Source organism: Acinetobacter sp. GW821-FHT01C12 (assembly GCF_059422625.1).
Genome location: NZ_JBWKXD010000004.1, coordinates 115,038 through 139,639, shown reverse-complemented (window position 1 = coordinate 139,639; position 24,602 = coordinate 115,038). Strand labels below are relative to the sequence as shown.

At 39.7% G+C, this 24,602-nt stretch carries 22 protein-coding genes and 2 tRNA genes; 11 read left to right on the top strand and 13 right to left on the bottom strand.

Annotated features, from left to right (window positions below):
* Positions 1-5 precede the first annotated feature (5 nt).
* From AC07WY_RS12390 to AC07WY_RS12360, 7 genes are all read right to left on the bottom strand, one after another.
* Positions 6-1,502 (bottom strand): UDP-N-acetylmuramoyl-L-alanyl-D-glutamate--2,6-diaminopimelate ligase, encoded by a 1,497-nt coding sequence (locus AC07WY_RS12390; protein ID WP_494736489.1) that lies wholly within the window; start codon positions 1,500-1,502, stop codon positions 6-8.
* A gap of 7 nt (positions 1,503-1,509) precedes the next feature.
* Positions 1,510-3,345 (bottom strand): penicillin-binding protein PBP3, encoded by a 1,836-nt coding sequence (ftsI, locus tag AC07WY_RS12385; protein ID WP_004816649.1) that lies wholly within the window; start codon positions 3,343-3,345, stop codon positions 1,510-1,512.
* 9 nt (positions 3,346-3,354) lie between these two features.
* On the bottom strand, positions 3,355-3,687 hold the full coding sequence (ftsL, locus tag AC07WY_RS12380) for a cell division protein FtsL (protein ID WP_004725407.1): 333 nt from the start codon (positions 3,685-3,687) through the stop codon (positions 3,355-3,357).
* Positions 3,684-4,610 (bottom strand): 16S rRNA (cytosine(1402)-N(4))-methyltransferase RsmH, encoded by a 927-nt coding sequence (gene rsmH, locus AC07WY_RS12375; RefSeq protein WP_056517503.1) that lies wholly within the window; start codon positions 4,608-4,610, stop codon positions 3,684-3,686. The genes ftsL and rsmH overlap by 4 nt, the downstream gene beginning before the upstream one ends.
* 173 nt (positions 4,611-4,783) lie before the next feature.
* On the bottom strand, positions 4,784-5,218 hold the full coding sequence (locus AC07WY_RS12370) for a GNAT family N-acetyltransferase (protein ID WP_262087217.1): 435 nt from the start codon (positions 5,216-5,218) through the stop codon (positions 4,784-4,786).
* Positions 5,219-5,319: 101 nt separating this feature from the next.
* Positions 5,320-6,336, bottom strand: coding sequence for a sulfate ABC transporter substrate-binding protein (locus AC07WY_RS12365; RefSeq protein WP_004816643.1), 1,017 nt, complete (start codon positions 6,334-6,336; stop codon positions 5,320-5,322).
* Positions 6,337-6,582: 246 nt separating this feature from the next.
* Complete coding sequence (locus AC07WY_RS12360) at positions 6,583-7,575, bottom strand: sulfate ABC transporter substrate-binding protein (RefSeq protein ID WP_004725400.1); 993 nt, start codon at positions 7,573-7,575, stop codon at positions 6,583-6,585.
* Between the two features lie 363 nt (positions 7,576-7,938).
* On the opposite strand from AC07WY_RS12360, the gene AC07WY_RS12355 reads away from it, so the two are divergent.
* From AC07WY_RS12355 to AC07WY_RS12335, 5 genes are all read left to right on the top strand, one after another.
* Positions 7,939-8,250, top strand: coding sequence for a hypothetical protein (locus tag AC07WY_RS12355; RefSeq protein WP_004725398.1), 312 nt, complete (start codon positions 7,939-7,941; stop codon positions 8,248-8,250).
* 138 nt (positions 8,251-8,388) lie between these two features.
* Entirely contained in the window at positions 8,389-9,897 is a 1,509-nt protein-coding gene (gltX, locus tag AC07WY_RS12350; protein WP_004725395.1) for a glutamate--tRNA ligase, read from the top strand.
* Between the two features lie 58 nt (positions 9,898-9,955).
* Positions 9,956-10,031: transfer RNA gene (locus AC07WY_RS12345), tRNA-Ala, on the top strand.
* A gap of 26 nt (positions 10,032-10,057) precedes the next feature.
* Positions 10,058-10,133, top strand: a tRNA-Glu gene (locus AC07WY_RS12340).
* 152 nt (positions 10,134-10,285) lie between these two features.
* Positions 10,286-10,627, top strand: a complete 342-nt coding sequence (locus tag AC07WY_RS12335) for a hypothetical protein (RefSeq protein ID WP_004725393.1) — start codon at positions 10,286-10,288, stop codon at positions 10,625-10,627.
* A 40-nt stretch (positions 10,628-10,667) separates the two neighbouring features.
* Here AC07WY_RS12335 and AC07WY_RS12330 read toward each other — a convergent pair whose 3' ends face one another.
* The gene (locus tag AC07WY_RS12330; RefSeq protein ID WP_419336028.1) at positions 10,668-11,633 is read right to left on the bottom strand and encodes a cation diffusion facilitator family transporter; all 966 of its coding nucleotides are present in this window, start codon (positions 11,631-11,633) and stop codon (positions 10,668-10,670) included.
* 152 nt (positions 11,634-11,785) lie between these two features.
* On the opposite strand from AC07WY_RS12330, the gene AC07WY_RS12325 reads away from it, so the two are divergent.
* A complete protein-coding gene (locus tag AC07WY_RS12325) occupies positions 11,786-12,586 on the top strand; it encodes a DUF4198 domain-containing protein (protein WP_004816636.1) in 801 nt (266 codons plus the stop codon).
* A gap of 71 nt (positions 12,587-12,657) precedes the next feature.
* Here the strand turns inward: AC07WY_RS12325 and AC07WY_RS12320 are convergent, their stop codons facing one another.
* From AC07WY_RS12320 to AC07WY_RS12305, 4 genes are read right to left on the bottom strand one after another with little or no spacing between them, the layout of a single operon-like run.
* Complete coding sequence (locus AC07WY_RS12320) at positions 12,658-15,849, bottom strand: efflux RND transporter permease subunit (protein ID WP_494736455.1); 3,192 nt, start codon at positions 15,847-15,849, stop codon at positions 12,658-12,660.
* A complete protein-coding gene (locus tag AC07WY_RS12315; RefSeq protein ID WP_419336024.1) occupies positions 15,839-17,143 on the bottom strand; it encodes an efflux RND transporter periplasmic adaptor subunit in 1,305 nt (434 codons plus the stop codon). Before AC07WY_RS12315 ends, AC07WY_RS12320 begins: the two co-directional genes overlap by 11 nt.
* A gap of 1 nt (position 17,144) precedes the next feature.
* A complete protein-coding gene (locus AC07WY_RS12310) occupies positions 17,145-18,509 on the bottom strand; it encodes a TolC family protein (RefSeq protein WP_154129425.1) in 1,365 nt (454 codons plus the stop codon).
* 58 nt (positions 18,510-18,567) lie between these two features.
* On the bottom strand, positions 18,568-19,044 hold the full coding sequence (locus AC07WY_RS12305; RefSeq protein ID WP_056517521.1) for a hypothetical protein: 477 nt from the start codon (positions 19,042-19,044) through the stop codon (positions 18,568-18,570).
* 267 nt (positions 19,045-19,311) lie between these two features.
* On the opposite strand from AC07WY_RS12305, the gene AC07WY_RS12300 reads away from it, so the two are divergent.
* From AC07WY_RS12300 to AC07WY_RS12285, 4 genes are all read left to right on the top strand, one after another.
* Positions 19,312-19,665 (top strand): SEL1-like repeat protein, encoded by a 354-nt coding sequence (locus AC07WY_RS12300; RefSeq protein ID WP_004816626.1) that lies wholly within the window; start codon positions 19,312-19,314, stop codon positions 19,663-19,665.
* Positions 19,666-20,023: 358 nt separating this feature from the next.
* Entirely contained in the window at positions 20,024-20,911 is an 888-nt protein-coding gene (locus AC07WY_RS12295; protein WP_004725376.1) for an SDR family NAD(P)-dependent oxidoreductase, read from the top strand.
* 212 nt (positions 20,912-21,123) lie between these two features.
* Positions 21,124-22,050 carry a DUF2167 domain-containing protein gene (locus tag AC07WY_RS12290; protein WP_419336020.1) on the top strand — a complete coding sequence of 309 codons (927 nt, stop codon included), beginning with the start codon at positions 21,124-21,126 and terminating at the stop codon, positions 22,048-22,050.
* On the top strand, positions 22,050-22,793 hold the full coding sequence (locus tag AC07WY_RS12285; protein ID WP_419336018.1) for a hypothetical protein: 744 nt from the start codon (positions 22,050-22,052) through the stop codon (positions 22,791-22,793). The genes AC07WY_RS12290 and AC07WY_RS12285 overlap by 1 nt, the downstream gene beginning before the upstream one ends.
* Positions 22,794-22,823: 30 nt before the next feature.
* On the opposite strand, the gene AC07WY_RS12280 is transcribed toward AC07WY_RS12285, so the two are convergent.
* A complete protein-coding gene (locus tag AC07WY_RS12280) occupies positions 22,824-23,741 on the bottom strand; it encodes a LysR family transcriptional regulator (RefSeq protein ID WP_056517526.1) in 918 nt (305 codons plus the stop codon).
* A 105-nt stretch (positions 23,742-23,846) separates the two neighbouring features.
* Between AC07WY_RS12280 and AC07WY_RS12275 the strand changes: the two genes are divergently transcribed.
* Positions 23,847-24,602 carry an SDR family oxidoreductase gene (locus AC07WY_RS12275; RefSeq protein WP_004725372.1) on the top strand — a complete coding sequence of 252 codons (756 nt, stop codon included), beginning with the start codon at positions 23,847-23,849 and terminating at the stop codon, positions 24,600-24,602.

Sequence of the window (24,602 nt, the reverse complement as noted above, 5' to 3'; positions counted from 1 at the left end):
TATTCCTAATGAGCTGGATAAGCTGAATTGGGTTTATGGTGTTGTGCATCTATTGCCGATTGCACTTCAACGACATCGTCAAACCAATGACGAACACCATCAATTTCTTGATAATTTTCATGCCCTTTTCCGGCAATCACAACAATATCGCCTGATTGGGCATGCTTTACTGCATATTTGATTGCTTCACGGCGATCACGAATTTCGTGAACCTCATGCTGGCTAAAATCAATTTCATGCTTCATATCGGCAAAAATTTGCTCAGGATTTTCGGTACGCGGATTATCTGATGTGATCATCACAGGATTGGCTTGTTCCAAAGCCGCTTTGGTCATTAATGGGCGTTTACCGCGATCACGATCACCGCCACAACCAAAGACAGCCCAAAGCTGATTTTCAACATGACGTTTTAAGGTTTTTAAAACCTGAGTTAAAGCGTCTGGTGTATGTGCATAATCCACCACAAACAGACGATCCTGATCACGAATCACCTGCATACGTCCAGGTGCACCTTTTAAGCTGGGTACAGTTGCGATAAGTTGTTTTAAATCAAAACCTGCTTGTTCAGCAACAATTAAACTGGCCACCAAATTTTCAATATTAAAATGCCCAAGCAATGGGCTATTCACTGTAAATTCAGCTTTGGCTGTTTTGAGATGGAATGTTGCCCCATCTAGGCTATATTTAATCCCAAATACTTGGTAATCAGCCGCTTTAGAGGTTGAATAAGTCAATACTTTCGGATGTGACAGATTACTGCTTGCCGCATTCATCATTAGATCTGCATGCGCATCATCTATGTTAATTACTGCAACTTTTAACGCAGCAAATTTAAACAGCAATGCTTTCGCTTCAGCATAGGCTTCAAGCGTCCCGTGATAATCCAAATGATCTCGACTTAGATTACTATATGCAGCAATCTCAATATCACAACCATTTAAACGACCTTGTTCCAAACCATGCGAGCTTGCCTCAATTGAAGCGAATTCAGCACCTTGCATAGCAAAATCATGCAGAAAATTTTGTAAATGCAACGCATCTAAAGTGGTATGCGAAGACGCTTCTAGGTTTGGCAAAATCCCGTTCCCCGTAGTTCCCATCACTGCACATTTTTTATTTTGTAATGCCAGTAATTCAGCAACGAGACGTGAAATCGTGGTTTTACCATTGGTTCCAGTGACTGCAAGAATTTGCGCAGCTTTTACTGGGGATGTCGCTTGTAAATATTGTTTTTGCCATTGTCCCATCAAGTGACGCACATCTGGGCAGATCAATGCAGATTCAAAACCTAAATCTGTTTCACTAATAATGCCCAATGCGCCTTTGTCTAAAGCGATTTGAGCAAATTGTGCGGTTTTTTCTGGTTGCGAATAACTGGTCAAAGCAATAAAAATTTGCCCTTGTTGTACATAACGACTATCTAGAGAAAAGCCATTAAATGACTCAGACATCCAAGCCTTTGTATTATCAACTTTATAAATATCTTGAAAATTAATCATTATGGTTTACCTATGGCTTGGCCTTAGCCGTTTCAAGAGGTTTATCTAGAGGCACATTCATTAAACGTAAAGATTCTTGCATAATTCGAGCAAACACTGGAGCGGCAACCAAACCACCATAGTATTGTCCACGCGGATTTTCGACTACAACAATAACGGCCAAACGAGGATCACTAATCGGTGCCACACCGGCAAATAAAGCACGGTATTCAGTATTCGAATAACCTCTATGGTCAGGGCGCAACTTGTGTGCTGTACCTGTTTTACCACCCACGCGATAGCCGGGAATATTGGCTTGTTTTGCAGTACCACCAGGCATCGTAACTTGCTCTAACATCAACAAAACTTCATCAGCAATTTTAGGCGCTAAAACCTGTTTGCCTTTGGGCTGATCATTTAATTTATAGAGACTTAAAGGATATTCCACACCATGATTGGCCAACATTGCATAGCCTTGCGCCAATTGTAAAATCGTAGCATTTAAACCATAGCCATAAGCCATTGTGCCAATTTGCGAAGAATTTAACTTTTCAGGTGGAAGCACTAAACCTCCACTCTCACCTGGGAATTTAACCGCCGAACGCTGACCAAATCCGACCTTTCTAAAGAAGCTTGGCAAGGTTTCTTTTGGTAAAGACAAGGCAATTTTTGCCGAACCGACGTTCGAGGATTTAATAATCACACCAGTAACGGTCAATGAACCATAGTTATGTGTATCACGAATGGTATGGGAACCTAAACGCATCGAACCTGGGCTGGTACTAATCACCGAGTTTGGGGTATATTTGCCACTTTCCAAACCCGCTGCAATGGTAAAAGGTTTCATGGTTGAACCAGGTTCAAACATGTCAATTGCACCACGGTTACGCATGGCATCTTTATTACTTAAGCCATTTTTATCGTTAGGATTATAAGAAGGCCAACTCGCCATAGCCAGAATTTCGCCCGTTTTTACATCCACAGCAATTGCGGAAGCAGAACGTGCATTATTGGCAACACCCACCGCAGTCAACTCACGATACATAATATATTGCAAACGTGAGTCGATACTTAAGGTGATGTTCTCCCCTGCTTTCACTTCTTTCACGACTTCAGGGGTGGTAATACGGTTACCATGTTTATCACGAGAAATCTTTTGCTCACCATCTTCACCAGCCAGACGGGAGTTTAACTGCATCTCTAAACCTTCAATCCCCGTCCCTTCACTATTGGTGAGACCAATAATTTGCGCATTGGGCTGCGGCTGAGGATAATAACGTTTGTAGGTTTTCTCGGCATAAACGCCAGCAAATTTATGTTGGGTAATAAAATCTGCTTGTGGTGGCGGAACTTCTTTTTTAAGTACCAAATAACGAGAACGTGGACGTTCATTTAAACGTTTTTTTAAGTCTGCACGATCAAGACCGACCGCATCTGCCAATTCATCTAAATTTAAATTTTCATCAGGCAATTGGCGTTTGAGTTTACGACTGTTGGGTGTCTTCTGTAATTCAGCCGTGATGGTATCAAACTGTTTTTTAGTCTCAAAATATTCACGTGGATCAATCACCACTTTCATGATTGGAGAACTGATTGCCAAAGGCACGCCATGACGATCACTAATCACACCACGCATGGCTTTTAATGTTTCAGAACGTAGAATGTTGGCATTGGCTTTATTTTGTAAAAAGTCTTTATTAATCACTTGCACATAAAATGCACGTCCGACCAAGCCGACAAAACATAAAAGCACCACGCCCCACATTAAATAGAAACGCCACATATCTATCGATACAGTACTTTTCTGGGTAATGGATGGCTGCTTTTTACGTGGCTGCCGAGTCGGTTTAGTTTGCTTATCTGCCATACAGATGCCTTACTTCTTCTGCTCTGATTCAGTTGGTAATGAAATGACAACTGTTTGCGCAGCTGGCGGTGAATACATTCTCAATTGTGTTACTGCGCGTGTTCCTATTTGCGCAGTTGCACCAAATGTTTGTTGTTCAATGAGCAAACGTCCCCATTCCGCATTGATATCTTCACGTTCACGCATATAACTATTTAAATCACGAAAATCATGACGATAAGCAAAGACTTGCAACACCACCATAAAGGCACTGATCAACACTGCAACAACCAATACGCCATAAACAATCGCTTTTTTTATTGCCAGCTTATGACTTGATTCTTCTATAATTTCTTGTTTCATTCTGCGCCTTTTTGTTCTAAGCGTTCTGCAACTCGAAGCCAAGCACTACGTGAGCGAGGATTGGCTTTGACTTCTTCCTCACTGGCACGAATTCTGTCTACTTTTTTCAGTCGACGAGTATCTTGTACTTTTTGAGGCAATCCCCAACCATTATCTTCTGGCAACGTTGATTCTTTTTGAATAAATTGTTTAATAATCCGGTCTTCAAGTGAATGGAAACTAATGACGGCTAAACGTGCATTTGATTTTAACAAATCTACGGCTTGAGGTAAAAAGGTATGTACGTCATCGAGTTCTTTATTAATTTCAATACGAATAGCTTGGAATGTCCGTGTCGCAGCATGTTTATTCTTTTCCCACTTTGGATGCGCAACTTTCACAATTTCCGCTAATTTTCCAGTGGTTTCAATATAACCTGCTTGCTTAATCGCACGTGCAATACGACGACTATAACGTTCCTCACCATATTGAAAAATCACATTGGCCAAATGTTCTTCGTCTACATCCACTAGCCAATCTGCGGCTGTTTGTCCTTGAGAATTATCCATACGCATATCAAGTGGTCCATCTTTCATAAAACTAAAACCACGGTCTGCTTGATCTAGCTGTGGTGATGACACCCCTAAATCTGCCATAATCCCATCGACTTGATAAATATCTAATTGATTTAATTCTTGTTGTAAATCTGCAAAACTGGCATGAATAATTTTAAAACGAGGATCTTCTTTTTCTAACTGATATGCCACTTCTAACGCTTGTGGGTCTTTATCAAAAGCATAAACTTTTGAATGCTCATCTAATTTAGACAACAATAAACGGGTGTGTCCACCACGTCCAAATGTCCCATCCACGTAAATTCCTGTATTGCGATCTGCAAGTAAAGCATCGACAGTTTCATGTAGTAATACAGAAATATGAGACATAATTATGATTTCAGTTTAAGCAAAAAAAGTAACTGCACATTATTACCTTGTTTTGCCAAAGCTCCAAACGACTTTTTGTAGGGAAATATTACTTTTTATAGAGAAAACCGTTTTAAAGTGCTTTTTATAAAAGTTCAGTACAAAAAATAGCGCATCCATCCTGCGATAAAGCGCTATCGTGTCTTGAGCATTTTTACATCACCATTGTCAAAATACGCTGAAACACGCCAACCTTGTCGGAGATAAAATTCAAAAGCACGACTTTTTTGATCGGTTTCCAAGCAAATTTCTTGAAAATATTCAAATAATAAATCTTCTGCTTTTTTCAAAAGCGCAGTTCCGACACCTTTGGCTTCAAAATCAGGGTGGACAAACATGGCAAATACGCTGCCGTCAGTTAAATCTGCGATCGAAAAACCACACACTTGATGCTGCAGCTCTGCAAGCCAGACAGTCGAAGTATTTTGAATTAAATCCAATATGACCAACTCAGTGATACCCAGTTCAGTCAGTTGTTGTTTTGACAAATGGTTTTCTTTGACTGACGTTCGTATATCAAAAATAACCTCAATATCATCTTCAGTCGCGAGTCTTAGCGTAATATCCATAGTTTAAATTGATTACTCACTTTGATATTAGTCTAACTGATTCATAACAGAATGAAAAAACCTCCTAAAAGGGAGGTTGATTCAATCAAAATAGTGGATGTTTAGCGTTTGCTATTATAAATCTGATCAAAAACACCGCCATTGGCAAAGTGAGTTTGCTGTGCTTTTGCCCAACCACCAAAGACTTCATCGATGGTAAATGTTTTCAGTTCAGGGAATTGGTTGGAATATTTAGCTAAGATTTTTGCATTGCGCGGACGATAGAAATGACGTGCTGCCATATCTTGACCTATTGGAGAATACAAATAGTTAATATAACCCGTTGCTAACCATTTATTGCCATTCTTCTCTACTGTTTTATCAACAATTGCCACTGACGGTTCAGTCAAAATTGACATCGATGGATAGACAATATCAAATTTATTGCCAGATGCTTTCTTACTCACCATGGCTTCATTTTCCCACGTCAGTAAAACATCACCAATCCCACGTTCAGCAAATGTGGTCATCGATGCACGTGCAGCTGGATCCATAACTTTTACGTTATGGTACATCTTAGAAACAAACTCACGTGCTTTAGCATCATTACCACCTGGTTGTTTAAGTGCATAGCCCCAAGCTGAAAGATAGATCCAGCGCGGTAAACCGCCTGTTTTAGGGTTAGGGGTAATGATTTGTACACCAGGTTTGGTCAAATCTGTCCAATCCTTGATGCCTTTGGGATTACCTTTACGTACTAAAAACACAACGGTAGACGTATACGGTGCTGAGTTATTTGGAAATTCTTTTTCCCAACCTGGATTAATTTGACCTGATTTCACAATTTCATTGATATCATTGGCCAAAGCCAAGGTCACTACATCACCTTTTAAGCCATCAACCACAGCACGCGCTTGTTTTCCTGAACCACCATGTGATTGTTTAAAATCAACAGTCTTACCTGTACGAGATTTCCAGTAAGCACCAAATGATTTATTAAACTCATCATAAAACTCACGTGTTGCATCATAAGACACATTTAAAAATTCACGGTCAGCAGCATAGCTTGCTGTCGTTGCAACAGTTAATCCTGTCGCAATAACCACAGCACTCATCAGTGCTTTAAAATTAGTTTTCATATTATGAGTGCTAACATCGCTAAAATTATTCTAAATATATGAAATAAGCGAATAAACTTCAATCAAAAAGCGAAATACCAGCAAACTCAGCACAGATTAAAAATCAATCTATAGTTTTAATTGATGAAAGCGCTCAACATCGCTGTAGTTTATATTTTGTCTGTTTTATTTATTTTTTATCGCAAATGTATCAAGCTAAAAAAAGCCCCCTTTGATCAAAGAGGACTTGTTTGTATTTGATTCAAATTACTTTTCAGCCGTAAATTGATCGTAAATTCCCCCATTGGCAAAATGGGTTTTTTGCGCTTTTGCCCAGCCGCCAAAAACTTGATCTATGGTAAAGAGTTTAATTTTTGGAAATTTTGCCGCATATTTACCCGCAGCTTTGGCGTTACGCGGACGGAAATTATATTTTGCTGCCAAGTCCTGCCCTACTGGTGAATAAAGATAATTTAAATAGCCTTTTGCTAAATTACGATTACCATCTTTATCAACCACTTTATCGACGATTGCGACTGAAGGCTCAGCTAGGATTGAAATGGATGGATAAATAATTTGATATTTATCTTTATCTGGACCAGACGTCGCCAAAATTGCTTCATTTTCCCAAGATAACAAAACATCGCCAATACCACGATCCGCAAATGTTGTGAGCGAGCCACGTGCGCCTGAATCTAACACTTTGACATTTTTATATATTTGTTTGACTAATTCACGCGCTTTTGCATCATTGCCACCCGGTTGTTTTAATGCATAACCCCACGCTGATAAATAAATCCAGCGCGGCGCACCACCTGTTTTAGGGTTTGGTGTAATAATTTCAACCCCAGGTTTTACCAGATCATTCCAATCTTTAATTGCTTTGGGATTGCCCTTACGCACTAAAAAAACAACGGTAGATGTGTAGGGTGCAGAATTATTTGGAAATTCTTTTTGCCAACCTTTTTCAATCAGACCCGCATTGACAATTTCATCAATATCATTGGCCAAAGCCAGTGTGACCACATCTGCTTGCAAACCATCTACCACTGAACGTGCTTGCTTACCAGAACCGCCATGGGACTGCTTAAATTCAATATCTTGGCCTGTTTTTGATTTCCAAAATTGACCAAAACTCTTGTTATATTCTTGATAAAATTCACGGGTAGGATCGTAAGATACATTTAAAAATTCTTTCGCTGCATAAGCATTCCCCGTGACGATTAAACTGATCGCACTTAAAAGCAGTAGTTTTTTCATTTCTTTCTCGGTTTTTAATGATTTAGAAGCACTATATTTTTATTATTTTAATTTAACAATCAATTACTTATAAATTTTTAAACTATCTTATTCATAATTTAAGATATCTAAAAATGTGTATTACTCATGTAAATTATTTGGTATATTTTTTACACAATTCAACCTAAACTCGAATTCTTCACGATTCATCCACATTTATATGTTATCAATTAAAATATTACATTTCGTTTCAATGATTGTTTTTTAAACATTTTTTGTGTAGTATTATTAAAAAATGTGACGTAGTTATGCTTTTTGTAAGTTGTTTTGCTACAATAACCATGTTCAAGAACAAAAATTTGACCATCAAGGGGAGCCGATGGAATGAATGATTCTTATTTAAAGATCTTGGGCTTAAGTCTAGGACTCGCAGTGATGGCACAGACAGGCCATACTGCTGCAATTAAAGATACGACCAAGCCAATACAATCGTTAATTGTTGTGGTAGACAAACAATCACCGATTGAAAAAGCGCTCAATCAACAAAAGCGTGGCGAGAATAAACTGATCTCAGATAAAGATCAGCTTAAAGTTTTAACGTCGATTAAAACCACAGCCTCACAAAACTTTTTAGCTGAACAACATCAGAAATTTTCTTGTTTTGTACAAGCTTTATTCCAACCACATACTTTGTAAAAATTTGATTTATAAAAATAAATTCTACGCTCCTCAAAAGAATTTAGAAGCCCAATCGTTTATTGGTGAATTAACCCTTAAGCAGTTGGGCTTTTTCGTTATAATAGTTTCAATTTACATTCTGAATAATATTTAGTTATGAAAGTCCGTACTCGTATTGCACCCTCTCCAACTGGTTTTCCGCATGTAGGCACTGCCTATATCGCCTTGTTTAATTTATGCTTTGCACAACAACATGGTGGCGAATTTATTCTTCGTATTGAAGATACCGACCAACTCCGTTCAACCCCTGAATCTGAAAAAATGATTTTAGATTCGCTGCGTTGGTTAGGTTTAAATTGGTCAGAAGGGCCTGATATCGGCGGACCTCATGCTCCTTATCGCCAATCTGAGCGAATGGGAATCTATAAACAATATGCTCTAGAACTTGTTGAAAAAGGTCATGCCTTTTACTGTTTCGCAACAGCGGAAGAGCTTGATCAAATGCGTGCTGAACAACAAGCCCGTGGTGAAACCCCTGGTTATGACGGTCGTGGCTTAAAGCTTTCCCCAGAAGAGGTACAACAGCGTTTGGCTGCGGGTGAAGCTCATGTGATCCGTATGAAAGTCCCTGAAGAAGGTGTTTGCCAATTCAATGACTTACTTCGTGGTGAAGTGGAGATCCCTTGGGCGCAAGTCGACATGCAAATCCTACTCAAAACAGATGGTTTGCCAACTTATCATTTAGCCAATGTGGTCGATGACCATTTAATGGAAATCACCCATGTGATTCGTGGTGAAGAGTGGATTCCATCTGCACCAAAACACCAGTTGCTCTACCAATATTTTGGTTGGGACATGCCAACATTGTGCCATATGCCATTGTTGCGTAACCCAGACAAGTCAAAATTGTCTAAACGTAAAAACCCAACCTCAATCAACTACTACAAAGACATCGGTGTGCTGCCTGAAGCCTTACTGAACTATTTAGGCCGTATGGGTTGGTCAATGCCAGATGAAAGAGAAAAATTCTCTTTGGCTGAAATGATTGAACACTTTGATATCCAGCGTGTGTCTTTGGGTGGTCCAATTTTTGATGTTGAAAAACTAAACTGGCTCAATGGACAATGGATTAAAGCACTCAGCCCTGCTGAACTGTTAAATACACTTTTGGCTTGGAAATCTGATCGCCAAACCCTAGAGGATATTGCTGCGGCCATTCAACCACGTATTAACTTACTGTCTGAAGCGGTAAATTGGGCTGGTTTTTACTTCAACCAATTCCCAACATTGACCAAAGAGCAATTTGACAGCAAAAAGTTGACTGAAGAGCAAGTTCGTCAAAGCTTGCAATTTGCAATTTGGCGTTTAGAAAGCTTGTTTACTTGGAACAACGATACTGTAAGCCAAACTTTGATGGATTTGGCGAATCAAATGGAAATCAAACTCCGTGATTTCATGCCAGCATTCTTTATTGCAATTGCTGGTTCAACATCATCGACCCCTGTGATGCAATCGATGGTCACCATTGGCCCTGATTTAACCTTTGCCCGTTTACGTCATGCACTTGAAATTGTGGGTGGCCCGAGCAAAAAAGAAGCAAAAGTTTGGGAAAAACTGAACGAAAGCATCAAATTGCCGAAAAATGATGCAGTTGATGAAGCTTAATTAAATTTTCTGTTGACGTGTGAGTGCAATATCCCTAATATTGCGCTCACACAGACTGGGGGTTATAGCTCAGTTGGTAGAGCGCTACAATGGCATTGTAGAGGTCAGGAGTTCGATCCTCCTTGACTCCACCAAAAGTTTTACCTGTGTTGCCTCACTTGTCCCTATCGTCTAGAGGCCTAGGACATCGCCCTTTCACGGCGGTAACCGGGGTTCGAATCCCCGTAGGGACGCCATATTCAAGATGGCGACATCTTTGTAAAAAACCCAAGCATAATGACTTGGGTTTTTTATTGCCTAAATTTTGCTTTTAAGCTGCTATTCAGTCTTTTTTGCATTCTAAAATAGAATGATTAGAATATGCTTAGATTATAAATGTGGAGCCACCATGCAATACCAATGTCCAAAGTGCCAAAGTCGAAAAATCTTGCCTGTTACCCATGGGAATACACCTGCTGTACGTCCTGTTGTTCCAAAAAGCTTGGTATTTTTGATTCCATTACTGTTTATTTTGTTGTTATTGGTTGTCATTAGTATTGTGATGTGGATTTTCAGCAACGGCGCAGGTCAAACATTGCAAATTGCAACCGTCGTGGTCTTCATTGCAGCTGTGATTGCAGGGGTAATGTTTTGGCGTGATCTGCCCGATTTTAAAATCTCAATGCAGTCATTTATGCAAGCCAATAAAAGCTGGAAGTGCCGTGACTGCAATCATGAGTGGCAAATCTAATTCTTGAGCTTTGCCTGATGTTCAAATCAAACCATTCACCTTAATGTGAATGGTTTTTTGCTTCATCTGTCTGTGTTTTATCAGCATTACGGTGATCATGCCCATCTGACTCATGCGAATGCACCATACACTCATTGTCTTCAATTTGTAGCGTCATCTCAGTAATCCCATGTTGATGACTGAGCATTTCCATGACCTGTTGGTACAATTGATTCCGATCCGCTTCTGGTGCAAATAAATGCACTGTCAGATGGACATTTTTAGATGTAATCGCCCAAACCTTAAGTTGATGAATACTTTCTACACCTTTAACCGATAAAAGATCATTACGTAATTTTTCAATATCAATTTCCTCAGGCACACCTTCCAGTAAAATATTGATACTTTGTTTTAGTAAAACCCATGTTCGTGGTAAAACCCAGAAGCCGATGAGTACAGCAATAATCGTATCCACCCACATCCAGCCAGTGAAATAAATAATTGCGCCCCCAATAACCACACCCACGGAACCGAGTGCATCACTCAATACTTCCAGATAAGCACCTTTTATATTGAGACTTTCCTTTGAACTGGAGAATAAAATCTTCATTGAAATGAGGTTAATCACCAAGCCAATAACCGCCACAACCATCATACCGACACTCTGAATTTCAGGGGGTTGGCTAAAGCGCTGATACGCCTCATAGAGAATATAAATTGCAACGACAAACAACATCATGGCATTAAACAACGCTGCTAAAATTTCAAAACGCTGATAGCCAAAGGTCCGTTTATCATCTGCGGGTAATTTACCAATTTTGATGGCAACCAATGCAATTGCCAATGCTGCAGCATCAGTAAACATATGTGCGGCATCGGACAATAAAGCCAAGCTTTGCGTCATAAAACCCGCAATCACTTCAACAATTAAAAAGGTACTGGTTAATGCCAATGCAAAGGTTAGTTTTTTTACATTTCCTTCTGTGACGACAGCATGACTATGATCATGCCCTTGTTGTTCGCTCATGTTGATACCTCTGATTTTGTTTTATCAAAATATTGAATATTTTTTCTATTTATTATTGATAATAATTATTATTATCAATAATAAGGTTTCTTCTATATAATGGCGACTATATTTTCCACAGTTAAAATACCCCTGTTAATGGAATATCGACAATGAAAAAATACCTCTACCTTTCTGTACTTCTTTGCTCTTATAGTTATGCACATGAACCCTATGTTGCACCTCTAGGCTATAACACCACAAATACACAAATCCCAGTGATTGCATCCTATGCTGAAGAAGCACTGAATGCAGAACATGCCATGAAACAAACCGCGCTCAATGTGATTCAACCAGATCAAAGCAAGTTACAAGTTGAAGCTGCAAGCACTTTAAAATCGGCTACGGTGTTTGACTTAGCCCTACCACAAGCAGGCACCTATCACCTGTTCAGTAAAGCGTCTTTCCCACTCAAATATGTCCAACATAATAAAGAATGGAAAATGCTTTTTGATGTCCCTGCTGATAAAGCAGGTAAGATCGCTGAGCGCGAATATGTGATTCCTGCTGACTTTAAAAAACCGCCTGTACCGATCACCATTAACCGAGAATGGTCAATCCAAAGCTATATTTCTAAAGAAAAAACGTCACCTATTCAAAACAACACTGATGCTGCAATACAAGTCGAATTTACAACCCATCCCAACAGCATTACTGCGCAGCAACCTGTACAAATCTTGATTAAAAAATCAGGACAAGCACTCAAAAATGCTGAACTGCTTATCCGTGCTCAAGGGCAAACCGATAAACAAGCACAAAAATTTCCGGTTGCTCAAGATGGTTCAGCGACAGTCACTTTTCCTTATTCAGGGCAATATCTGCTTGAAGTCAGTGAAGCATTTAACAAAACCACTCAACCTGTAAATCAAAATTACACCATCATTAGTTTAGGTGTATTGCCTGTCAGCCAATAATAAACTATCTATACAGTTTCAATGCCTCACCGTTCTTAGCTAAGAACGGTGAGGTTATTTTAAATTAACGATCAACCTTCCGTTTGTGCTTTAACTTTACGTTCATTCATCCAGCGATAAATCACCGGTAAAATCACCAAAGTCAGCAAGGTAGATGACATGATGCCGCCAATCACCACGGTTGCCAGTGGACGCTGAACTTCCGCACCTGTCCCTGTAGCCAACGCCATCGGCACAAAACCTAACGATGCCACACAAGCCGTCATCAATACGGGTCTTAAACGTAAAATTGCGCCTTGCCATGTGGCCTGATAAACATCGAGTTGTTGACGTAATTCCTTAATAAAGGTCAACATTACCAAACCATTTAATACTGCCACACCTGAGAGCGCGATAAAGCCCACACCTGCAGACATCGACAATGGTATACCGCGAAGCCACAGTGCAATCAAACCACCACACAGCGCAAATGGCACACCGGTAAATACCAGCAAGCTTTCCTTAAAGTTATGGAAAACGGCCATCAACAACACAAAAATAGTTATCAGCGCCAGCGGAACGACCAGCTGCATACGTGCCTTCGCAGAGGTTAGGTTTTCGAACTGTCCGCCATAACTCAGCCAATAACCTGCAGGCATTTCCTGCTTCGCCAAAGTCGATTGTAATTCGGTGACAAATGAGCCCAAATCGCGCCCTTCGACATTGGCGGTCACAACCACACGACGTTTACCATTTTCACGACTGACCTGATTAATACCAAGGATATTTTCAACTTTAGCAACATCCTGAAGTTGGATTAGACCTCCGTTTGGCGTTTGAATAGGTAAAACGGCCAGATGCTCAGGTGTACGTTGAGCATCATCCAGACGAATCACAAAATCGAAACGGCGGTCACCTTGTAAGATTTGACCAACATTCTGCCCGCCGACACTGGTTGCCACCAAGTCTTGAATCGCTCTCACCGACAGACCATATTGCGCTGCCGCGGCTTTGTTCACTTCAACATTTAAAAGTGGTAGGCCAGACGTCTGTTCCACATTGACGGCAGTTGCGCCAGTAATCCCTTTGATTTGTTGTGCAATCTTAGTGGCTTGCTGATTCAACACCTCCATATCATCGCCAAAAATCTTGATCCCTACATCACTTCGCACACCAGAAATTAATTCGTTGAAACGCAGCTCAATCGGTTGAGAAAACTCACTATTATTTCCGGGCAATGTACCAAGAAATGCAATCATACGTTGACGTAGCTCATCAATGGTTTGCTTTGGATTCTTCCATTCATCACGTGGCTTTAACAGCACCACAGCATCGGAAATATTAGGCGGCATGACATCTGTTGCCACTTCTGCCGTCCCTGTACGGGCAAAGATGGCTTTGATTTCTGGAAACGCTTTGAGCAATAACTTTTCAGTATTCTCCTGCATACGTAAAGACTGCTCTAGACCAGTACTTGGCGAACGCATTTGTTGCACTGCAAAATCGCCCTCACTCAAGGTGGGTGCAAATTCACTACCAATTTGAGTGGCAAGCACACCTGTTAAAAATAGAATACTCACCGCAAGGGTGACGACTAACATTCTAAAGTTATAGGCTAAATTGAGTAGTTTTTCATATTTTTGCTTTAACCACAGCATCCAGCGACTTTCTGTTTCTTTAACTTCACCATTAACAAATAAAGCCACTGCAGCAGGGACAAAAGTAACCGAAAGAATGATTGCACCCACCAGTGCCAATACCACCGTCATAGCCATTGGGTGAAAGAGCTTCGCTTCAACACCAGACAGAGCGAAAATAGGCAAGTACACCACCAGAATAATTAATTGACCAAAGATTAAAGGGCGACGCGCCTGTTTAGCCGCAAGAAAAACTTCTTTAAAACGTTCTGCTCGTGAGAGTAATCTGCCTTTTGCATGCTGTGCCTCTGCCAGTCGCCGAATACAGTTTTCAACAATAACGACCGCACCATCCACAATAATCCCGAAATCTAGTGCGCCTAAGCTCATCAGGTTGGCACTAATTTTCTGCTCAGCCATACCCGCCAAAGTAAACAGCATCGATAACGGAATTACACACGCAGTAATTAACGCGGCACGGAAATTACCAAGAAATAGGAACAGAATAACAATAACCAGAATTGCCCCTTCTACAAGGTTCTTCTGCACTGTGCTAATCGCACGTTCGACCAAAGCTGTCCGGTCATATACTGTTTGGATCACAATACCTTTCGGTAAAGATTGCTGGACTTCCTTGATTTTGGCATCCACTGATTTCGCCACAGTCCGGCTATTTTCACCCATCATCATCATGGCGATACCGAGTACTGTTTCCTCGCCATTGTAAGTTGCACCACCTGTACGTAGATCATGTCCAATCGAAACAGTCGCTACATCTGCAACTCGGATCGGAAAACCATTTTTATTGCCGATACTTACATTTTGAATATCTTCAATATTGTTCAAGGTTCCTGGAACACGCACTGTCAATTGCTGCCCATTGGTTTCAATAAAACCAGCACCACGGTTTTCATTGTTTCCAGTTAAAGCGTTTTGTAGATCACTGACAGGGATTTGCAATTGTTGCAAACGATTTAAATCAGGTGTGACCACATAGGTTTTATTAAAGCCACCAATCGAGTTGACCTCTGCAACACCGGGAACCCGTTGTAACTGTGGTCGTACAATCCAGTCCTGAATTTCACGTAAATCCATCGCGGTATAGGGTGTACCATCAGGTTTTTTCGCATTCGGCTCAGCCTTGATCACCCATTGATAAATCTCACCCAACCCAGTCGATACAGGAGACATTGTCGGTGCAATATCATCTGGCAGCTCGGTTTGGGCTTCTTGTAAGCGTTGATTAATCTGTTGTCGTGCCCAATAAATATCCGTCCCATCTTTAAAAATAATGGTCACTTGCGATAAACCATAACGAGAAATAGAACGAGTCAATTCTAGCTTGGGTAAACCCGCCATCGCAGTTTCGATCGGATAGGTAATCCTTTGTTCAACTTCTAACGCGGTAAAACCAGCCGCTTGGGTATTCACTTGCACTTGAGTATTGGTAATATCGGGTACCGCATCAATCGGTAATTTTTGATAACCGTAAATCCCCACACCAATCCATGCCACAATAAACAGCATGACCCAAATGGCATTTTTAATCGAAAATTGAATCAGTCGATCAAACAACCCTTCAGGTTGAGGTAATGCTGAATCCGCATCGAGATCTAACTTAGAATCAGAAGAATCATTAATGCCCATGGCTCGCCTCTCCTTTTTCTAATTCAGATTTCAGCAAGAAGCTACCCTGAGCTGCATATTGCTGCCCTTGAGTCAGACCAGACTTCACTTCAATCCACTGACCATCACCGGATACCTGACCCAGTACAACAGGCTGTGCAGTAAACTCGATTTTCTTGTCATGTTCACTGGAAACAAAAACAATATCCTTTCCTTCAACTTTCTGTATGGCACTTTTCAGTACGCGCAATGCTTGAGCAGTGCCTTGTTGTTGCAGTTGAACATTGACCATCAAATTCGGGCGCAACTCAGCTGCATTTGACAACACTTTGGCACGCACTTGTAAACGTCCAGTCTGCACATCAGCTTCACTATTTAAACTTTGAATCTGCGCTTTAAAAGTATTCCCCGTTTGCAGCGACTTAAATTCAAGCTGTTGATTGGGTGCAATCGCTGAAAACTCAGAACTTGGTACAATAAATTCAAGCCATAGCTGATCCAGTTGATCAATGATAAATAACTGACTGGCCAGCTGTACATTTTCACCCATGACCAAGTCTTTTTTACTGATAATGCCTGCAATTGGTGCTGTGAGAACATAGCGACCATTACTGCTTGATGAGGCACCAAAAGCAGATAAACGGGATCTGGTGGCTTGTACCTGAATCTGTGCTTGCTTGTAAGCATTGTAAGCCCGTTGATAATCCTGCTTGGCAGAAATACCTTGTGACCATAACTGGCGCTCTCGTTCATAGTCCTGACGTGCCAGTTCTAAGCTTGTTTGTGCAACCTGTAAATTTGCCTGCTGATCAACCAAATCAGGCACCACCAAGGTCGCCAATGCCTGCCCTTTTTGCACACGCTGTCCCAACTCAACATTGACGGCAACCACCTGCCCACTAAAAGCAGGTGATACATGTGCTTGACGGTCGGTATTGACCATAACCTTTGCAGGATAAGAAGCTGATTTGGTAACAGTGCCCATCTCTACTTTAGCAAGTTTGATTCCTTGTTCAGTAATCTGTTGCGCAGTCAGACTAATGGCTTCAGCATTCTCTTTCTCGCCACCCTCTTCTTCACTGTGCTTCGCTTCTTCCGCACCGTCTTTGGTGGTTCCCTTAGCATTTTCATCATGTGAATGCCCTTCTTCAGCATGCCCTGCTTCATTTTCACCAGCATCGTTGCTACTTGCTTTTTTAGATGAAAAGAACAAACCCATAGCAATAAGAGCAGTCATCACAATAGTAATGATGATCAGTAGGCGTTGAGAAATTTTGCCTTTCTGAAGTTTAAAAGATTTAAATTGATTCAGCATATTAATTTCCCCCGCCCACGATTGGTAAAGCTTGTGTTTCCTGCCATAAACTCTGATTGATCTGAGCTAAAGCGTCTTTTGCCATGATTTGACTTGGTTCAATACCGAGACTCAGACTTTCCGCTTCAATGGCACGTTGCCAGCCATCTTTCAATAATTGCACTTTTCTCAAACGCACTTCTTGCAACTGTAACGTTGCGAGTTGCACATCGTTAACGGCAAATTTACCGACAGTAAACCCCTGCAAAGTTTTACGTTGAACCTGAGCTGCAAGCGGAATCTGAGACTCATCGACGGCTTTAAACTGTACTTCCAGTCCTTGCAATTCAGTCAACAATGTTCCCACCTGCAAAGCATTTTGGCGGAGATAAAATTCCTGTTGTCTACTGAGTAAATCCTGCTTTGCTTGCGCAATTTGCACACCATATTGCTGGCGGTTGAAAATATTCAATGGGATAGAGACCCCCACAACTAAAGCATTGTCAGTCGAGGTTTCAGGTGATCGAGTACGATTCACGCCTAAATTCACAGTCGGATTAGGCCGTGCCGAAGCTTTTAATTGCGCCACTGTCGCTTTTGCTTGCAACACCTGTAACTGACGTGATTTTTCAAAAAGATTGTCCGCGAGATATTCTTGTACCTGTTGGTGTGTCGAAGACGGCCATAAAGATTGAGGATTTAAACCAATACGAATGGATTTATCAGCGTCCCCCCAAAGATTGGATAATTGCTGCTTGGCAACTTGCACCTGCAAATCGGCTTGACGATATAAGCGAGCATTTTCTGCATGACTCAGTCTGGCACGATCTACATCAACCTGAGCGACACTCCCCGCTTGATAGCGCTTCTGAATTGCATTCAGATTTTCTTCACTGACGTTGAGTTGCTCTTGAACCACGTTGCGTTCTAATTCAAAAATGGCAAGCTGTGACCATTGGTATTTCACAGCCAATTCGAGTTGTGCCTGATAAATTCGCTGATTTAAGTCACTTTGGTCTTTTGAAAGTTGTGCCAACCGCTGTGCTGACCTACGTTCACCAAAAATATCCAAACGTTGAGAAACACCAATTGAAAGCTCTTGATCTTGATTGGAACCAAAACCCGTTTGCGATACGGATAACTCTGGATTTGTCCACAGTTTTGCTTGTTTGATGTTCGCAGTTGCAATTTGTTGCTGTGTTTGCCAGACGTTCTGCGTTTGCTGATATTGCTCAGTTTTTGCAATTGCCTGTTGTAAGGTTAATGCTTGAGATGGGTTGTCTGCCCAACTAAGAGATGACATCACACTCAACATCAGTGCACCGAGCAAAGACGGCCTAAAACCAAATACAGGCTTTTGTACTAAATTACGTATTTCTTTTGACATAAAAATGCCCCACTAAATTAAACCATTAGCGGTGGGCAATCTTTTTGGCTACCCCACCTTATAGCGGGGATGAGAGAGGCGGAGGATTGGGCAAATATAGATCAGGTGACTGGTACAAATTATTCCAGCCAATAAAGCGGGATTCAGGGTAGCCTATAAACTTAGGCTGCGCTGTTTGTTGCTGATCATCAACCACAATAAAATGCGCAAAGGAAGGCAAATGGTCACGATGATCATCATTTATATGATTCAGGAAATCATTGGAGCGCACATCATGTTGATGTGCTGATAATTGTTTTGATGCGGACTGATCAGAAATCGGTTTATCTATCCCATACACATCCAATAGCTGCGGATGCTGCTGCTGATCCTGAGTACAATCAGGCGCATTATGGTGTCCAAAATGCTGACTAATTAGACTTTGTGATGGAAGTGTAGTGCTTTCATGATCACAAAAAGCTGCCGCTACATTCCAAAGACTTTGGAACATAAACAAACTAAGCAAGACTGTGATGAAAACACTTGAGCGTTTCACAGATTCTATCCGAAATCAAAAAACAACCTAAATATAGCAAATTTTCTCAATGTAATAAAATTACAGTGCGTGATTTAATACTTTAAATAAAAATTGTTGGTTTGTTAAATAATGTATTTTTTAACAAATGTGTAAAAATCGCAATTGACAAATTACATTTAACTATTTGCAAAGTGTAAAAAATCAGCTAGATTAATTATATCTAATCATTTTTTTGTGATTAGCAGTCTCTTTTACTTTGTTAATGGATTAGCAAGGAGGTTGTATATGTTGGTACATATTTTTAACCGTTTTTTAGGAGATTCAACATCTCGTCGAGCATTTGAACAGAATGCTTCCGAAGCTGCTCTCGAAAAAGCGCAAGCACATCATTTTGAAGATCAAAATCTAAGTTTAGATGAAATCGCAAATCGTAATGCTATGTGGTGCTATTTAAGAGCTGCTTTGCGTGGAGATCAAGAAGCTCAGTATAAAATGGGACTCAGCTACTTAAATGGACAACTTGGGTTAGACCGAAGTTATAGTCATGCAGAAAAGTGGCTTGAACAAGCTGCACATCAAGGTCATACCCACGCCAAAGAACAATTAAAAAAAGCATATGATGAGCTTGCTTTTTCATAAATCATGATAAAAATATTACATATACCCATCTATAAACAGAGTTGAAATCAACTCTGTTTACTTAAAAATATATTCAAATTTTCAAGTGAATTTATTTGGTTATGTTTTATACAATAAGATTGATTTTTTGCTTTTAATACTCATTTTTATATGGTAAAAATCACGAAATAAGTAAAAATATAATAGAGTATTTACTCTAAAAATATTTTATAAATTCAGTCACTTAATACTAGTATTTTTATTTTTTTTGTATATTATTGCCTTCCAACAAAAGTGATCATCTTTTAAACAAAGACCCAATCACCCGAAACAAAAAAATACAGCATATATTTATGCCAGTAGAATCAGGAAAATAGCTATGAATCAAAAATTAGAGCAACTTTTTCAAAAAAAGGTTCAAGGTAAAATTGCACTAATCACAGGTGCATCTAGTGGTATCGGTTTAACGGTTGCAAAAAAACTCGCAGCAGCAGGTGCGCATGTACTTTTAGTGTCTCGTACTGAAGAAACATTGAAAGAAGTTCAAGCTGAAATTCAGGCTGAAGGTGGGCAGGCTGATATTTTCCCTTGCGACCTAAATGATATGGATGCTATTGATGAAGTGTCTAAGCAAATCATTGCCTCTGTTGATCATATTGATATTTTGATCAATAACGCAGGTCGCTCGATTCGCCGCGCAGTACATGAATCTGTTGACCGTTTCCATGATTTTGAACGTACGATGCAGCTGAATTACTTTGGCGCAGTTCGTTTAGTTTTGAATATTTTACCGCAAATGATGGTTCGTAAAGACGGTCAAATTATCAATATCAGTTCAATTGGTGTGTTGGCAAACGCAACTCGCTTCTCTGCTTATGTTGCATCAAAAGCAGCATTAGATGCTTTTAGTCGTTGTTTATCTGCGGAAGTACATTCACATAAAATTGCAATTACTTCAGTTTATATGCCTTTAGTTCGCACACCGATGATTGCACCGACTAAAATTTATAAATATGTACCAACACTTTCGCCTGAACAAGCAGCAGATTTAGTGGCTTATGCGATTGTGAAACGTCCGAAGAAAGTTGCGACAAACTTAGGCCGTTTAGCCTCTATTACGTATTCGATTGCACCTGGAATCAATAACAAATTAATGTCAATTGGCTTTAACTTGTTCCCAAGTTCGACTGCGTCTGTGGGTGAGCCACAAAAATTGAATCTGGTACAAAGAGCGTATGCGCGTTTGTTCCCTGGTGAACATTGGTAATTTAAGCCATTGAACGGATATTTTACTGAGTAGACTATCCGTTCAAATACAGACATTGAAAATCTTGAATAAATAAAATAATATTAGAAAAACTAAGCACTAAGAATAACTTCACGCATTCAATATTAAAGAAAAAATCATTGATTTTAAATTTAACAACACGAAGCTATTCAAATAATCAGAGACATAACCAATTAGAAAATGAGACCACCATGTTAAAAAAACAATTTAACTTAAAGCTTCAACCTGTTACCCATGCCGTTTTGCTTTGTCTAAGTTTAAGCACAAGCACACTCATACCTATTTATAGTTATGCGGAAACGACCACAACTGAACAAAGCACAACACCTGACCAAAGTACACAAACCCAACAAGAAAGTCCGTATTCCAAACTGAATTGGCAAATTGGACCCAAAAAGGAAGATCTTGCTGATGTCGCCACCCTAAACACAATCAAAGGTGATGGTTTTCTTGATATTTCAAATTCAGATAAATTTTTAGAGCTTACTGGTAATCTCACTTCAGGCAGTACCAATGTACTGGTCGCAGAGGATGATTCATGGTGGGCAACCTTTGACTTTGAACCATCAGGCTACGTCAAAGATGATGAGAAAATTGATGCTGATGCATTGTTAAAAGAATTAAAATCTTATGATGAAGCAGCCAATGCTGAACGAGTGCGTTTAGGGCTTGATAAACTTTATACAGACAGTTGGGCTGTCCCTCCAAAATATGATCCTGTATCTAAACATCTTGAATGGGCATTAAAAGTCCGTGGTGAAGATAATATGGAAACCATTAACTATACCGTACGTCTTCTGGGGCGTACCGGTGTAATGAGTGCAACCTTGGTATCTGATCCTGAAAATCTAGATAGAAATATTCAAGCCTTTAAAAACTCCATCAAAGGCTTCCAATATAACTCAGGCGAACGTTACACTGAATTCCAAGCAGGCGACAAAGTAGCAGAATATGGTCTAGCCGCTTTAGTGGTAGGTGGTGCTGCCGCCGTTGCGACTAAAAAAGGTTTTTGGGCGGTCATTGCTGCTTTCTTTGCAGCGACTTGGAAGTTTATCCTTGTTGGCGTTGCTGCTTGCATTGGTTTTATCGGGAAGATTTTTAAAAGAAATAAAGAATAATGATCGCATTTGATTATCTTATTATTTTGGGTTTAGTCGGATTTTATCTCTATGATTCGGCTAAACTTTGTTTCTATAATGAATTTTATCTTCTCAACGGTTTTACCGCAAAGTTTAAGTCTCAGATGCTGGTCAATCACGTCAGCATCTTCAAAAAATTTCTGATTATTCCTCAGCCATTTTGCCCACATTATTTATGCTTTAAAGTTCGCTGGCAACTGACCCATCATCAAGACCACCAACAAGTTATTGGCGACGAGATCAAGGCTATTCGAAATCTGCAAAAAATCTTAAAGCCGTTGCAGTTGATGATTTATTTAAATACAGTGTTAACACTGGTTTTATTACCTATTGCGTTGATTTATAAAAGCAGTTATCTATATTTAGCAATTTTAATCCTGAGCATTTATGCGCTTAACCTGATCAATATCACTTGGATTTTTGTTCGACGAAAACAACTATACTTGTCCAACTTAAAATTCAGCTATCTTTTCATCGATGCGCTACTTTGTCCGCCTTTTGCATTAAACCTCCTGCAAAAAATTAGTCTAAATTATGATTTTAAGACAGATGCAATTACCCTCTCCCAACATTTATTACAAGCAGATGATTTTCAAGCCTTGTTGTCTCAAACGATTGCGGATATTGAATTACTCAAAAATAATCATGACTCAGAACAAGTGGTCATTGAACAATTAACACTTAAACAAAACTACCTGACCAATCTATTAAGTCCACCTTGAGTACCGAAGCTATTTACTCAGCAACAATTTTCACGATTTAAACGACAACAGCTCAGTATGATTCGCAAGCTTCTGTTTCAATAAATTCTCTAACCAATCAATAAAGAATTGAAAATATACGGGTCGATACTTTCTTTCTAAAAAAAGAAAATTGATGGGTATTTTTAAGCACGCTTCTTGCTCAAATATTCGGGTTAATCTTTTGGTCTCGATAAACGGGATTGCATCAAAAGCTGGAATCTGGATAATCCCCAACCCCTGCAAGCCCGCATGTAAATAACTTTCGGTATCCTCAACTGAAAGTTGATAAGGAAGTTTGATCTGGGTATCTTTAAAAACCAGACTTCCAAAATCTGAATCCATATTTTTCATTTGATAACCGATCATAATATGCTGATTTAACGGTTCTGTTTCTAAAGCATTCTCCAATGTATTTAAGTATTCTGGAGCAGCCACCGTATATAAATCAACCTCTGTGATAGGCCTCACAATTAGATTTTCATTCATCACATTTCCAACACGAAGCACACAATCCAATCGTTGTTCAATTAAATCTGAATAATGATCGTGGCTATAAATTGAGACTTTAATATTCGGATACTTTGCATAGAATTCATGCAGATAAGGAAGAAGATATTGCGTTGAAATTCTTAACGGTAAGCCAATTTTAACTTGTCCCTTATATTGACGGTTTTTTAATTTAAACTTATTTAGCCCTTCAGCCTGAAAAATCAATTGTTGAACTTCTTTAAGAAACTGAACCCCATCATTGGTTAAGTTAACTTTTCGTGTGGTTCGATTAAATAACAATACTTGATATTCTTTTTCTAAGCCTTGTATTGCATAGGTAATTGTTGAACGTGGTAAATCCAGCGTTTTAGCGACTTGGGCAAATGAATGCTTTTCCGCAACTAAGCAAAAAATTTTTAGCCGGTCAATTTTATCCATTTATTATTCAACTTTTTCAAACAATCTATTCGATTCTAATCACTATTTAGAACAAAAAATAGCTTTTAGAATTTCAGCATCATTTATCAAAATTGGAGAATAAAAATGATGCAGCATAGCTTAAAAGATAAAACAGTGATTATTACGGGTGGCGCTAAAAATCTAGGTGGTCTGATCGCACGTAAATTTGCAGAACAAGGTGCAAATCTTGTTATTCACTACAACAGCCTAGAAACCCAAAAAGATGCCGAAGAAACACTCAAAGCCGTTGAACAACTTGGTGTTAATGCAACATTGATACAAGCAGACCTCTCTAATATTCAAAATATCGAAACATTGTTCATCAAAGCCAAAGAAATCTTCGGTGGTGTCGATATCGCGATTAATACCGTAGGGCGAGTACTTAAAAAACCATTGATTGAAACAACAGAACAAGAGTTTGATTCAATGAATGACATTAACAATAAAATTGCCTATTTCTTCATCCAATCTGCGGGTAAACATCTTAACAATGGTGGAAAAATTTGTTCTATCGTGACCAGTCTTTTAGCAGCCTACACAGGATTATATTCAACCTATGAAGGCTTAAAAGCACCTGTGGAGCACTATACACGTGCAGCATCGAAAGAGTACGGCGATCGTGGTATTTCCGTCACTGCTGTTGCACCGGGTCCAATGGATACACCTTTTTTCTATGGTCAAGAAGCGCCTGAAGCAGTGGCCTATCATAAATCTGCCTCTGCACTGGGTGGTCTAACCAAGATTGAAGATATTGAACCTTTGGTACGCTTTTTAGTGACAGAGGGTTGGTGGATTACAGGTCAAACTATTTTTGCCAATGGTGGTTATACAACACGTTAA